General features: G+C 43.6%; 14 protein-coding genes. 6 read left to right on the plus strand and 8 right to left on the minus strand.

Translation table 11 applies throughout. From position 1 onward, the window contains the following. Positions 1–96: 96 nt before the first annotated feature. Genes QM717_RS16280 through QM717_RS16300 form a run of 5 tightly spaced genes read right to left on the minus strand, consistent with a single transcriptional unit; the run spans position 97 to position 3,725 of the window. Positions 97–750, minus strand: coding sequence for a response regulator (locus tag QM717_RS16280; RefSeq protein ID WP_415039049.1), 654 nt, complete (start codon positions 748–750; stop codon positions 97–99). Positions 751–752: 2 nt separating this feature from the next. Beyond that, entirely contained in the window at positions 753–1,526 is a 774-nt protein-coding gene (locus QM717_RS16285) for a sensor histidine kinase (protein ID WP_415039051.1), read from the minus strand. Next, on the minus strand, positions 1,511–2,155 hold the full coding sequence (locus QM717_RS16290) for a hypothetical protein (protein ID WP_415039053.1): 645 nt from the start codon (positions 2,153–2,155) through the stop codon (positions 1,511–1,513). Before QM717_RS16290 ends, QM717_RS16285 begins: the two co-directional genes overlap by 16 nt. Before the next feature lie 18 nt (positions 2,156–2,173). Then, on the minus strand, positions 2,174–2,890 hold the full coding sequence (locus tag QM717_RS16295) for a hypothetical protein (RefSeq protein WP_415039055.1): 717 nt from the start codon (positions 2,888–2,890) through the stop codon (positions 2,174–2,176). A 52-nt stretch (positions 2,891–2,942) separates the two neighbouring features. Further along, positions 2,943–3,725 carry a hypothetical protein gene (locus tag QM717_RS16300; protein ID WP_415039057.1) on the minus strand — a complete coding sequence of 261 codons (783 nt, stop codon included), beginning with the start codon at positions 3,723–3,725 and terminating at the stop codon, positions 2,943–2,945. Between the two features lie 362 nt (positions 3,726–4,087). On the opposite strand from QM717_RS16300, the gene QM717_RS16305 reads away from it, so the two are divergent. Beyond that, positions 4,088–4,597 (plus strand): hypothetical protein, encoded by a 510-nt coding sequence (locus tag QM717_RS16305; protein ID WP_415039058.1) that lies wholly within the window; start codon positions 4,088–4,090, stop codon positions 4,595–4,597. On the opposite strand, the gene QM717_RS16310 is transcribed toward QM717_RS16305, so the two are convergent. The 3 genes from QM717_RS16310 to QM717_RS16320 all read right to left on the minus strand — a co-directional run bounded on the left by QM717_RS16310 (position 4,577) and on the right by QM717_RS16320 (position 7,478). Beyond that, on the minus strand, positions 4,577–4,972 hold the full coding sequence (locus tag QM717_RS16310) for a hypothetical protein (protein WP_415039059.1): 396 nt from the start codon (positions 4,970–4,972) through the stop codon (positions 4,577–4,579). The genes QM717_RS16305 and QM717_RS16310 overlap by 21 nt on opposite strands. A 182-nt stretch (positions 4,973–5,154) precedes the next feature. Continuing rightward, positions 5,155–6,807, minus strand: coding sequence for a hypothetical protein (locus QM717_RS16315; RefSeq protein ID WP_415039061.1), 1,653 nt, complete (start codon positions 6,805–6,807; stop codon positions 5,155–5,157). A gap of 509 nt (positions 6,808–7,316) precedes the next feature. Beyond that, positions 7,317–7,478 carry a hypothetical protein gene (locus tag QM717_RS16320; protein WP_415039063.1) on the minus strand — a complete coding sequence of 54 codons (162 nt, stop codon included), beginning with the start codon at positions 7,476–7,478 and terminating at the stop codon, positions 7,317–7,319. Positions 7,479–7,714: 236 nt separating this feature from the next. Between QM717_RS16320 and QM717_RS16325 the strand changes: the two genes are divergently transcribed. The 5 genes from QM717_RS16325 to QM717_RS16345 all read left to right on the plus strand — a co-directional run bounded on the left by QM717_RS16325 (position 7,715) and on the right by QM717_RS16345 (position 12,710). Continuing rightward, complete coding sequence (locus tag QM717_RS16325; RefSeq protein ID WP_415039065.1) at positions 7,715–8,134, plus strand: hypothetical protein; 420 nt, start codon at positions 7,715–7,717, stop codon at positions 8,132–8,134. A gap of 28 nt (positions 8,135–8,162) precedes the next feature. After that, the gene (locus QM717_RS16330) at positions 8,163–8,516 is read left to right on the plus strand and encodes a hypothetical protein (protein ID WP_415039067.1); all 354 of its coding nucleotides are present in this window, start codon (positions 8,163–8,165) and stop codon (positions 8,514–8,516) included. 413 nt (positions 8,517–8,929) lie between these two features. Next, the gene (locus tag QM717_RS16335) at positions 8,930–10,282 is read left to right on the plus strand and encodes a CHASE2 domain-containing protein (RefSeq protein ID WP_415039069.1); all 1,353 of its coding nucleotides are present in this window, start codon (positions 8,930–8,932) and stop codon (positions 10,280–10,282) included. Then, on the plus strand, positions 10,279–11,079 hold the full coding sequence (locus QM717_RS16340; RefSeq protein WP_415039071.1) for a hypothetical protein: 801 nt from the start codon (positions 10,279–10,281) through the stop codon (positions 11,077–11,079). The genes QM717_RS16335 and QM717_RS16340 overlap by 4 nt, the downstream gene beginning before the upstream one ends. An 11-nt stretch (positions 11,080–11,090) precedes the next feature. Beyond that, a complete protein-coding gene (locus QM717_RS16345; protein ID WP_415039073.1) occupies positions 11,091–12,710 on the plus strand; it encodes a M48 family metalloprotease in 1,620 nt (539 codons plus the stop codon).

Raw genomic sequence — 12,710 nt, forward strand, 5'->3', positions numbered from 1 at the left:
GAATTAATAATTGATCATTAACAATTAATAATCAGAAAAATTAATAAAGCCGATGTTCAAACATCGGCTTTATTTTTTATACAGCCCTCATTTTCATTAAATAAACGGCGGCGTCAACCGGTGCTTGAACGAAAACAACACCAAACCCACTTTCGATTTGATGCCGTATCGGTCGAACAAAGCCGTCCGGTAAGCCTCGATGGATTTGACCGAAAGCCCCATGATGTCGGCCATCTGGTCGTAAGTGTATTCGTTTTCATCGCACACCAATCTGAGGAATTCCTGTTCGCGGTTCGACAAGGCAATTTCATTTTTCTTGTCGGCCGGTTCTTCGTAATGGCGCATGCGCTTGAGGATTTCCGAAACGTTGTTGTAACCGATTTTGACGATGTTGTCGATCGCGAACTTGAGGTCGTGCGCCGTGCAATTCTTGTGCAGGAAACCACGTGCGCCATGATGGTAGGCCGCGTCGATGATCTGTTCGTCGAAATGCTGGGTGAGCAGCAGCACCTTGTATTCGTTTTCTTTTTCTTCGAGCGCGCGCAGTACTTCGACGCCATTCATGTCGGGCATCGAGTAGTCGAGGATGTACAGGTCGGGGGCATCCGTTAATGGAAGCGCCTCCAGAAACGCGACGCCGTTTTCGAATTCATGTGTCACTTTGAAATTGCTGATTTTTTGCAGCAGTTCCTTGAGTCCCTGCCGGACGATTTTGTGGTCGTCGATGATGCCGATTGTCGTTTTTTCCATGGTCAGTTGGTTTGGTTTTCAAAAAGTTTGACTGTGGTTCCTTTCATTGGTGCCGATTCGATATCGAGTGTGTAGTTGATGATTTCGGCGCGTTGTTTCATGCTTTTGATCCCGAGGCTTATCTTGTCGCCTGCATTTTTGGGTTCGAACCCAATGCCGTCATCGGATAGAACCATCGAGAATCCTGGGGAATTTTGGATATGGATGTCAATTTTGGAAGCCTTGGCGTGCTTGAAGCAATTGTTCAGCGCTTCCTGGAAGATCCGATAGATAAAGATCTTCTCATTGAGCGTAAAGGTTTCCCGGTTTTTTCCCTTGATCGAAAAGGTGATGTTGATTTTGCCGTTGTGCTGCAATCGTTTGCTTTCGGCTTGCATGGCCTTGAACAAATCCTGTTGCATCAGCAATTGGTTGTTGAGCGCATGGCTGATGTTGCGGATTGATTGCGAAAGATTGGCCACCGATTCGGAGACCGGCGTAAGGGTTTGCTGCAGTTCTTCGGAATCTAGCTTGAGGTTTTCGAGCTGCAAATTGATGTAGGTGAGTTGTTGGCCGGCATCGTCGTGAAGGTCCTGCGATATGTTGTTGAGTACCTGTTCCTGGGTTTCAATGATTGTAAGATTGAGCGCCTTTTGGAAGTCGAGGTCTTTTTGGTAGAGCAGGGAAGTGTAGTTTTTGATTTTTATAAAATACAGGCGAATCAATACAACACAAAAGGACAAGACAAGGGAAATGAATATCATGCCAATAACAATCCCGATTACGATATCGCCCATGTCTTCATTTTTTTCTCACGATAAATGTAAACGTTTATCAATGAATAATATACGACGTTTACAAAATAAATTACAAAGTCATAGAATTTGATGCCATGGAAAATTTTAGTCGATGTCAACGAACGGTTTTCAAATCCGAACAACAGGCTCAGATCGATAAAAAACAATACCGGTGCAAACAGCAGCAGGTAAGTGTTAGAGAAAAAGAACGAAAGATTCTCTTTCTTGAGTTGGTGGAAATTCTCGTTGAGAAACAACACAATGTAAATAAACGCACCGATGGTATACGAATAATAACGAAAGGCAAAAGCACTTTCCATCAGAATGAGTTGACCGGCAGCAAAGAGCAAAAACAAGCCGAGCCCTGCCGTTGCCGTGAGTTGATACGATAAATTTCGCCTCAGCAATAAAATCCAGAAGCAATCGTGAAAAATGATACTGATGCTGATGGCCAATCCGTTGGAAAGATCCAATAGCGAAAGGACCGAATTGACGCATTCGGTGATGAGGCACACGGCCAAAATCAAGATCAGGTACAAATGATTTTTATTGCGCCAATTGAGCCGCAGCAGTGCAAATACGAATGAAAATAGGACAATGACTTTGATGGGATTGATGAAGTTAAGCATGGTAGATTTGGAAATGGATTAACGCGGTTCGTTGGAATAATCGTAAATCGCCCCGGTCTTGAATACTTTGAGATAGGCAAATTTGCGAGGAAGGTTGACAATGGCGATGCCAATTTTATCAGAAGGTCCAAGCATGTTGGCTTTGATGATGGCTTCAATCGTGACCTCTGAAAAAATATCGGGCAAACTACTACCGTATTTTGTAACGTTCAATGGCACTGCATCTGGTCCGGTGAGATCAAATTGAATGTAATTCGGGTATTTGATGTCAGTTCCAACGGCAGATATTAAGTCGGCTACTTTTACCGGTTTGAAATCGCTGTCTTTTAAACCATACAACATCGGAATCACTTCTGGATGTGGTATCCGATGCGACTGTTCTACATAAGGTTTCGTGCGTTCATAATCAATGATGTCTTTGTTCTGCATGAGCCAAGTGGCTTGGTCGTCTTCATCTATGATTAAAGACAGGTCGATGTAGCAATAGTCGTCCAGATAGTACATGTAAATCAGCTTTCGATTTTCCAGATTGTTGAAAGTGACTGTATTTTTCCACTTCTCGGTAACATCGCTGGATTTGATGACGACAGTCGAAAGTAACGTGCTGTTTTTCGAGGTTTGTAATAATTTCTCGGTGCTGATTGTCTTATTCCAGATCGAATTGAGGAGACTTTGTTTTTCGTTGCATGAAATTGTAATTGCGCAAATTACCATCAATAGAATTATTTTTCTCATAAATTAAAGGGTTAGGGTTAAAAATTGGTCTAGGTCCATGGCAGATCTGGATTTACCTAGGCTCATTCGAGTAATTGTAGAAACTGGTCGTTCCTTTTACCCAAATGTATTGGAATTGTTTGCCCTTGAAGGTTGCCATCCCAATGACCAAAACATCTGAATTGTCCAAGTCATGTGTCCTGATGATACTTCTGAGAAATGGAATCGAAAACAGCAAACGGCCTGTAGGGAAATCAGGGTGTGTACTGACAACCAAATTGCCGCCTGTTTCTTCAATTTCTACATAATTATCGTAGCGATCGGTATCGAATCTAGGAACAATGGGCGGAACCCTGGAGGCGAGTGACGCGTCAATGAGTTCTTTGAGGTCACCGACTTGAATTTCGTTGTAATCATTTCTGCGCGGCATCACGAGTACGTCTGGTGCAGGGAATAAATTGGGAACTTCTTCGGGATGTGCAATAGAATGGGCCGCTTCGGTGTACAGACCTGTAAGCACATAGTCAATCATGTCCTGGTATTTCTTGAGCCATTTGACTTTCTTCTGGTGGTCTTCGTCGTTTTCAATTTTAAGGAGGTTGACAAACACGAGTTTACCCTCGGTATCGTAACCATAAGTGAGGTTTCGATTGGGTTGACCGACAGAGGCCACCACTTCGTTGCGCCAGTCTTCATAATCGGTTTCATCTTCCGGTTTGGTAATCACTACCGTGGCGATGTCTTTTACTTCAGAAAGTTCACTCGATAAGAGACCTTCCCAAAGGTAGTTGCTTTCTGGTACTTCTTCATTGTTCGGAAGAGAATACACTGCCATCAATACAATTGGATTTTTCATAATAAAAATATTTATAGGGTTAATATTCTTTACAAAAATGGCACATGTATGCGTGACAACAACAGTAAAAACCCTATGGCGAATTAGTGTTTTGACTAATCTTGTGGTAGAAGACTAAAGTAACAATTTTATAGTTAAATTGTTTGAAATGAATGGTTTATTGGTCAATACGAGCGAATTGTTATTTAAGTTTTCTGAGGGCTGCCTTTCATAAGACCGAAAATCACCGCATCTAACGTTCCGTAACAATATTATATGCTATGGTTGCCTAGGGAAAGAAACCCTGTGCGATAGTGTTTTGACTAAAATAAGTTGCCGATGCCAAATACTTTTGAAAAGTTAACCTTAAAAACGCAATAATTATGTATGCACAAAACTTACAATTGGAAACGATCGACCTTTTCAATGACAAAGCCGACATATTGCTTGGGCCGTCAACAGAATCTATTCCTACCGAAGCGGAGGTAGAGGAAGCCTTGGCCATGATGTACCAGCAAGCCCACGAAGCTTTTTCATCGGCGATGTTCGCACAGGAAGATTACAAAATGATGCAATTGACAACGGCTTCTTACCATTATTTCGGTAGCGGTCTTTGGACAAAAATCAAAGAATACTTCTGCAAGTTTTTGAAAACAGGATCAACCGCTTCCGAGATTTTCGACAAGATTGTAGAATACATTCTGCAATTCATTCCCGGTGGAATTTTTATCAAAGAACTGGTAAAAAAAGTAATCCGTTATTTGCTCGACAAAGGCTACGGCATTATGTCCGATTGGTTAAATGTCCGTAGCTTAAAAGCAATATTGAAATCTGAAAAGCCCCAATGCGAGGGGCTTTTTTCTTTCCTACACTTATACATCGAAATGCCTTGAGATGATAATGGCATTCGTAATAAAAACAGCAAATAGAAAATTCATAAACACACAGAAATAGTAATCGGCTACATAAGCATGCAATAATTGATGCATTGGATCCATAAAGGCAATACCAATGAGAATCAATTTCATCCAAAGTACATTTTTCCTTAAATCCACGCCATGCTCGACGCGCACATTTTCTACTTTTCTCTCCAGCTTATAACTAAGTGGAATAACCAAAATCCACATCATGGTCTGCATAATATTCAAACCAATCGATAGGATAAAATGAGCATTGTGAACATACTCCAAAGTCAAGAACGCATAGAAGGTTCTGATGTTGGACAACCATCTGGCAATGATCCCCCACAGTAAGTAAAAATAATTCATAGAAAAGTTTTTTTTTGGTGGTATTAGATTCCAAAATTAAAACGATTCCTTGAATTTGTAACTGCTTGATTACAAACAATTTTCAGAAATATTTAACCAATAAATTCAAAATTCTGGCAAAATTTTGTACAAAGTTTTACCAGAATTTTGCCAAAATTTTACCAAAACTCTGGCAAAAAAAATTACTTGAATTTTGTGGTATCCAAATCAACTTGGGGTAGTACATCGATGTATTTTTCAGTCCTGTTTTTTACTTTTTTGCCGTATTGTAAAATGCGGAACATTTTAAAGTCATCCTCCAAATTATAAACGATGTTTATGTTTTGAATTTTGAGGGTCGCATTTTTTCCATGGCATTCCATGATACATTTTTCAAAGAATGTCCAGTCGGCTTTGGGATAATCCTCTCTGGGGAGCAATTTTAAAAGATCATTTCTCATCTGGGTTCTTTTGGTTTCAAAATCGATGCCTCCCATTTCAAACATGCTTCCTTTCTTGAGAATTCCTTTCGCTACAAGGCAGTAATGCAGCAAAATCTTATAGGTAATGACGAGCAACCGATTATTTTCACCGGCTTTATATCTCTTTTTGAACTTAAATTCTTTGAAATCAAGACCATCGGCTTTAAGCTTGAAAAAATATTCTCCGCTTTCATCTTCCGTCTGGCGAAAACCAATTGCGATGGAATTTTCAGATTGGGCGACAGTGGGCGACGCCGTAGTTTTAGGTTCAGTTGTTTTGTACTGGAATTTTTCCCCCAGTATGTATTCGCTGTGACTGCAATTGGCCCGAAACCGCTCTTTGAGGTTGGCCAGCCAAGGCGCGATCTGTTCGCTTTCAATATTGATTGGTTCGCCGGCTTTTTTAATATGGTGCATGGTGCGTTCGATCCGTCGCATGAAATGGGTGTCGAGTACTTCTTGCGGTTTCTTGATGATGGTGAGCTTATTTTCGCCGGTAATGGGTTTAAAATCGGTTGAATCACCACAAAACAACGTCAGTTCATTGGCCCAATAATAATCGAAGGATTTGGCGATATTAACATGCAGCGAACTCGCGCGGCCTTCCATGCTGGTTTCGATCACCGGAAAAAAGAAATGCCCGTCTTTGAACTGCTCCTTTTGTTTGGTAAAAAGATAAGGGTCATTGTAGGATAGGTTGCCAATCATCACCGTACACATATTGATGGGGAGCGTGGTGAACCGAACCTGAAGCGTATGGGAAGCTTTGTTGTGTTCAGTGACTACCAGGCTTTTGTTTTGTGCGATGATTTCTTCAATTTTTTCAAGCGCTTCGATTTCTTTCATCCAGAGCCTTGAGTTTTTGTAGTTGGTTTTGTCCAAACCTTCTTCTACATCAAAATTATAACTCGTTTTTCGGTTTTTGATTGAACCGCCGCCTTTTTTCGATTTCATGCATTCCATCAAACCGAATGAAAAATTTGAATACAAATAAGGAAAAATGAAACGGATGCGCAGCGAAACTTGATTGTCCTTAAGCGCATCTGTGAAATTCTCCTTGCAAATCGATTTGAAAGCATCCTTGACCGTATTGGGATACTTCAATTTGGCGGCTTCGTTGCCGATTAAAAAAGTAGAAGCTGCCAAGCCAATAAAGTCGATGTGTAACGTGTGTTTGTAGTCGACATTATCGAATGTCTTCACGTCATCACTTTCGTGTGCGATGGTGTATTTTTCTTTCCATTGGTTGATTTCTGTTTCCGTTTTCTTGTCTTTTAGCGATAAGATGGCCGATATGTGCTTGAGTAAATTATCGTAATATTCAGGATCGATACGATTGTTATAGGCATCGAAATCCAAATTTTCGATTTTCATAGTAGGGAATGATTAAGTATTGAACAAAATATAAAATAGTTGCAAACAAATAAACGTCGATTGGACTTTCATAATCAAATCTGGAACACGAAGGCTGACCGGCACGATGGTATTGTAGCACATCCTTGACATTCGGAATCTGAATCAATCGTCCGAGAAAATAGGATTTGCATTTTTGACGTCTTTGTGGAAGCCAGCAGAATTGTTTCTTTAAATGTAAAAAAACATCTGAGAATCAAACCATGCAATCGACAAAATACAATCATTGCCGACCAAATGCCATTACCGGAAATAAAATAAAGATTTGTATTACAAATGAGCAAAAAGGCTTTTGCCGATAGGATGTCCCTGTTCGCCGGTAATTCGGAAAGAATACAATTACAACACAATAACCCTTTAAAACTTAAAATATGAAAAATAGTATTGCATTGCGCTAATTTTGGTCTGGCGTATGGAGTTTGCGATAATCTTGCTCTTGTGTATTTATGGGCATTGCCTTTGGCAGGACTTTACTTTTTCCGCAAAACCGACACAAAAAATATAAAACTCAATACCAAAAACACAATGTTGACCATTCGTGCAAAAGGCGGTGCGCCTTCGGGCCAAACCTGGCCAAGCAGGACTATCGCGTTGAGGACCAGGAGTACAATCAATAGGGTTTTGTTGTTCATGATTATCGTTTTGTTGGGTTAGTAAGAAGTAAAAATAGGAAATCGATTGCCGACAATCAGCGGTAAGGTCAGTTTTTTGACAAGATATATTGTTTTGGCTGGTTCACTAAGAGCGATTTAGGTCATTCATGGCAAATCCTGTAAATCCCATCCAGAATCCTGTAACGATTTTCTTCCATTTTCGGCCGACCTTTGAATAACCAACGTGTTCATGTCTAATTTTAAATTGCTATGCCATGAAAGTCCACAGCCTGATGCTGTTCGAGAACGGCACGTATACCGAAATATCCAAAGAATTCGACCTCAGTGCCCACAATTGGGTCCGCAGCCCAGAAACACACCATTTGGTCGAGGACAATTACATGACTTTTTTTTATCCCGAACACCTTGACAAGGAAGTGGTTTACGACTACGCCCAGGCCCACCGCATGCACCTGATCGAAGGCTGGGAACTCATACAGGCCAAGGGCGGGGAGGGAACCGACGAAAAGGCTTTTTTTCAAGGATTTCCAGGGACGTCGCCTTTTCCGGAAGGGTACAAGATGTACCACATCCATTATTGGACAGAGCAACCGACGCATTGGGAACTCAACCCCGAGGCCGATCTGTTTGTCTTCAACAGCCAAAAAATACAGACCATGGTTTTGTTCAACTGATTGCCGAAAAAAACTAAATCCTAACGCTATGAAAACGAAAATTTTTAGAACGACGCTATTGGCTCTACTGGTCACCAACTTGTTCGCCTCTTGCGAAAGCTGCCAAAAGAAAGAAAATACCATCCCGGCTTATTCCACTACCGATTCCAAAGAGAAAGAGATGGACACGACCACTACGGACCAGGCGCAGGCTACCGATGAATCGACGGCCAATACGGTCCAAAATTCCCCTGCCGGCAAAAAAACTGTTCCATCCAAATCCAATGTGCAGGGCCAATCAGGCTACAGCGCGCCAGATGGTACGGATGCCGAAAACCACGACGGGGACCAATACACCAAAAACGATGACAAGCCGATGCCTTCCGGACCACCCATCAAATAAAGACGCAAAGACCCGCTTTTTTGCGGGTTTTTTTGTGTTTTGGTATTTGGATATTTTGCAATAGTGTTTTCCCTAGTCGGAGCATGGGTAAAAAAAATTAACATAAATTAACATTCTATGTTTTTTTTTATATCTTCGTCCAATCACCACATCATTAGCGGATTAGCTTCATGCCCCCGAAGCAGTTCACCCGGAAAGAAAGCAGCCAGACAATTTCCGTAGGTCCGCCCAAGCAAGAATAAACAGCATCGCTGTCATGCAGAAAGCACGCATTGCGTAGCCTTCATGGCCTGCTGTCGTTATAACCAAACAGACTATCATGTGTTCAGGACCTTTGGCCCATGAAGGCCATATCTTGTTGTGTTTCCGTATGGTTTTGTTGGGCTTGGTCGGTATTGCTTAAAAAAAATCGGATGAAAATACAATTCAAAAAAGAAGATTGGTTTGACAAGGAGCCTGTAAATTGGAAGCGATTGATCATTGTCTTTATCGTGTTTGTACCGTTTGCCTACGCATTTGAGCAGGTATTGCACGCATTGCCGGTGGAACTGTACCGCATCAAAGACCTGGCCATCGAGGACCTTGATTTTACCGATATTCATTACCAATACGAAAAACCGCCGACCTATTCCTCCCGGAAAGAAGTATTGCTGATCAATTCGGGCTCATTGGAAAGGGGCGCAACGTTTCGTCCAAAATTGACCCGACTGATCGAAAAACTGGCTGCGGCCCAAGCGGACAAAATAGGGATAGACCATTATTTCGTCGATATTCCCCAAGGTGGTCAGGCCGATGCCGATAGCCTGGAAGAAGCCATCATCAAACACAAGGTGGTTTTTGGTGTCGATGGACAATACCCGACCATTTTTACCGAAGTGCCCAAAAACCAGCAAGGATACATCAACCTGCCCCGCAAGGACCGTGAATCGGTGCGTACCTATTTCAATTACTACAAATTGCCTCTGGCAGGGTCAGAAAACGACAAGGTAACGGTCCATTCCTTTGCATGGGCGATGTTGCCCAAAATGGCGGAGCGCCCGGCCGATTCTATTTTCTGGATCAAGTACAGCAGCAAGGCGGGCGGCTTCTACAATCTGCGCGACCCAAAAGTGATAGGAGATGACCGGCATGATTTTCCGGCGCTTGAAGCCCGTGATATACTCGATAGCGTTATTTCTGATGCGGCCCTTGCCGAATATGTTTCAGCGCATCCCTTGGTGCTGATCGGGCATTTGGGGAAAGACAACATGTACAATGTCGAAGACCTTACCGATAAGCACCGTGTTCCGGTCGATTTTGACTTGGTCAACCGGCTGCCCGTCATGCCGGGCGTGGTGGTCCATGCCAATGCCATCCAGACGTTGGCCGACAACAGCAAATTGTTCGACGTCAGCGGAGTATTGCATTTGGTGGTAGTCGGTTTTCTTACGTTCTGGTTTTTGTTCGGATTGCTGCAGATCAAGCGGTTGAAGCCCATTTGGCTGGAACTATTGGTCGATGTTACCTTTTTGATTTTAAGCATTTTGGGTGTCATAAGGTTATCTGTTGCTTTGATGGACGTGGGCGTGCATTTTCACCCCGGATTGCTTTTGCTGTGCATCGCGTTGCTGATCGAATTCAAGGTATTTGCCTTTCATTTTTACGACCACATGGACAAGAAGAAACACGCCGCCATACCGGATCAAACACCACAACCACCCGAAACGGAAACCGAACCTGAATCTGAAACCGAACAAAATTCAGCCACCAATACCAACATCCCATGAGAAAAATAATTTGTACCCTTTGCCTGATGGTCTGCTGTGTCTTTAGCGCACACAGCGAGGAGCTTTTTATCATTGTCTACAAAGGCGACGTACGGTTCGTCAACCCCGATTATCCCGCGCTCGAACACGGTTTCCGTTATGCGGTGCCCAAGAATGCAGGACTGGACTATGACCAGCACTCCCGGTTTGTCCTTTTTACCAAGACCAAGTTCTATGAAAAGAAAGACCCTGGGCAAAACACGATGAATTACGATACGATGTTCAAGAACGTCAAGAACAATATGGTGCAGGGGTTTGCGCATTTCATGAACAACTTCCACAAATTGACCGAACTCGAATACCAATCGGCTGGGGCTACCCCGGCAGGGACACGCGGTTTGAACAAAAAGAACAAGGCCGCGCTTACCGAGGACGAAAACCACTCGCCCGAAGATTCCGCCCGTATCGTTCCCAAAAATGTCAAGCTGCAATGGGATCTAAAAAAGTCGATTCCCAATGCGCGGCTGATGGTCGTCAATAGCCAGACCCGCGATACGGTTTACAACAGTCCGGCCACCCCAAACGGAACCCTCGATCTGGTTATCGAAAAACCGGGCGGCTACGACTGGTTCCTGTATTCCAGCATGGAAAAGAAGAAACGCATCAACCGCACTTTTTTTCAACTCTCTGCCGCAGAAGCCCAAAAAGAACGCGACGCACTGGCGGCTTTCAAGAAAGACATTGCGGCCCTGAGCAAGGAAATGCAGGACCTGCTCCTCGAAGATTATATGCTGATGCACCAACTCATTCTCAACTAAATAACTACGGTATGAAAAATTGTATTGCAAAATTCCAGTTCCTTGTTTGCGGTTTGTTTCCTTTTTTTGCCTTGGCACAGGCCGATATTCCGGTCAATTTCTCCAAGCGCGGGTTTGTGCAAAACATCGATTACGAGCAGAAACTGATCCTGGTCAATTTTGTTCCCGATGAAGAAGGCAAGAAAAAGGACAAGAAAAAAGAAATCGTTTACGAGATCAACAGCGAAACGCTCGAACTCAAGGATCCGCAGGTGACCAATGAAAACAAGGACAAACTCACGATAAATGACCTCAAGAGCAGCGATGAAATCCTGGTTGAAGGCGAATATTTCCGTGAGGCCAAATACAAGCAGATCAATAAAATCACGATCATCAGCATCAAAGTCAAACCCATAGAAGGGCGCATCGACCTGATCAAAGGAGAATTTGCCTACGTCAACGGCAATAAGGTCAAGCTCAAGGAGGGCAAGACCATTACGGGCAAAGGCGGTTTCGAAGGCCATTCGTATGAAGGTTTCACCAAGATCGCCGAGGGTGATTTTGCCGATGTGGGCGGAAAATACAATCCCGACGGGTATTTTTTGGCCGACAGGTTTACGATCACCCCCGAAGAAGAAACCAGTTATGACAAGACCGCGCTCGAAGTAGAGAAAGACAATTACGACAAACTGTATCCGTTGTGGATCGACAAAAACAAACGCAAGACGCTTTTCGGCAGCGCAGTCCCGGGCTTGGGGAAAATCACGGCCGATGCGGCCTTGCAGGATTACGTGAGCGGCGTCGGGCTCAAGTTGGTTCCGGCACACATCAAAAAGAAAATCAACTTTATTTTTATCGTCGTGGACAACCCCGATTTGCTGGCTTATGTCAGGGCCAACGGCTTGGCCTACATCTGTACGGGCTTGCTCAAGAATCTCGAAAACGAGGCGCAGTTGGCCACCGTACTGGGGCATGAGATTGCGCATGCGATTTACGAGCATCAGGCCGAAGATGCGGCCAAGACCGATAAAAAGGAAAAAAACAAACTCACTTTGGGCAACATCGGCAAAGGGGTCGTCAATGCGATAAGCATCCGCAGAAATGGCGAAAACCTAAAGAGCGGGCGCGGCCATGTGAGCGAGGAGCAGCAGGAGCGGACCGAGGCCAAGAACGAATCGAACGCAGTGGCCAAGGACAACCTGTTGGATTTGTCTTCGAGCTACGCCGACAAAAGATCGTCGGACTTTTCGGTTGATCAGGAGTTCCTGGCCGATCGCGTGGGGCTTTGCCTGATGGTACAGGCGGGTTATGATCCTAGGGAAGCGCCGATTGTCTGGAAGAATATTTTTGACCGTTATGGCGTCAAGACCAAGGTAGAAGAAGGTGTACAACTCGCAGATACTTGGGCAGAGGAAATGTCAAACCCGGACAACGACGCAAACGCCAAGAAACCTTCCTCGATTTTCGTGAAATGGAAAACCGACGATTACAAAGCCAAAAGCACCAAGACGCACCCCGATGAAATCAAGCGGTTCGAAGAACTCAACCGGCTCATTGCCTTGTACTGGAACAATGCGGAGCTGATCGCCAGCACGGTGAATGGGGAAGACAAGTATTTGGAGATGAAACGCAGGATTAAGGTTAAAAAATAA

This window comes from Flavobacterium sp., assembly GCF_047602195.1.
Lineage (GTDB): Bacteria > Bacteroidota > Bacteroidia > Flavobacteriales > Flavobacteriaceae > Flavobacterium.

Bases quoted from the DNA above. Each gene is read 5' to 3' on its own strand.
- QM717_RS16280 (WP_415039049.1), bottom strand. From the start codon at position 750: ATGGAAAAAACGACAATCGGCATCATCGACGACCACAAAATCGTCCGG.
- QM717_RS16285 (WP_415039051.1), bottom strand. From the start codon at position 1,526: ATGGGCGATATCGTAATCGGGATTGTTATTGGCATGATATTCATTTCC.
- QM717_RS16290 (WP_415039053.1), bottom strand. From the start codon at position 2,155: ATGCTTAACTTCATCAATCCCATCAAAGTCATTGTCCTATTTTCATTC.
- QM717_RS16295 (WP_415039055.1), bottom strand. From the start codon at position 2,890: ATGAGAAAAATAATTCTATTGATGGTAATTTGCGCAATTACAATTTCA.
- QM717_RS16300 (WP_415039057.1), bottom strand. From the start codon at position 3,725: ATGAAAAATCCAATTGTATTGATGGCAGTGTATTCTCTTCCGAACAAT.
- QM717_RS16305 (WP_415039058.1), top strand. From the start codon at position 4,088: ATGTATGCACAAAACTTACAATTGGAAACGATCGACCTTTTCAATGAC.
- QM717_RS16310 (WP_415039059.1), bottom strand. From the start codon at position 4,972: ATGAATTATTTTTACTTACTGTGGGGGATCATTGCCAGATGGTTGTCC.
- QM717_RS16315 (WP_415039061.1), bottom strand. From the start codon at position 6,807: ATGAAAATCGAAAATTTGGATTTCGATGCCTATAACAATCGTATCGAT.
- QM717_RS16320 (WP_415039063.1), bottom strand. From the start codon at position 7,478: ATGAACAACAAAACCCTATTGATTGTACTCCTGGTCCTCAACGCGATA.
- QM717_RS16325 (WP_415039065.1), top strand. From the start codon at position 7,715: ATGAAAGTCCACAGCCTGATGCTGTTCGAGAACGGCACGTATACCGAA.
- QM717_RS16330 (WP_415039067.1), top strand. From the start codon at position 8,163: ATGAAAACGAAAATTTTTAGAACGACGCTATTGGCTCTACTGGTCACC.
- QM717_RS16335 (WP_415039069.1), top strand. From the start codon at position 8,930: ATGAAAATACAATTCAAAAAAGAAGATTGGTTTGACAAGGAGCCTGTA.
- QM717_RS16340 (WP_415039071.1), top strand. From the start codon at position 10,279: ATGAGAAAAATAATTTGTACCCTTTGCCTGATGGTCTGCTGTGTCTTT.
- QM717_RS16345 (WP_415039073.1), top strand. From the start codon at position 11,091: ATGAAAAATTGTATTGCAAAATTCCAGTTCCTTGTTTGCGGTTTGTTT.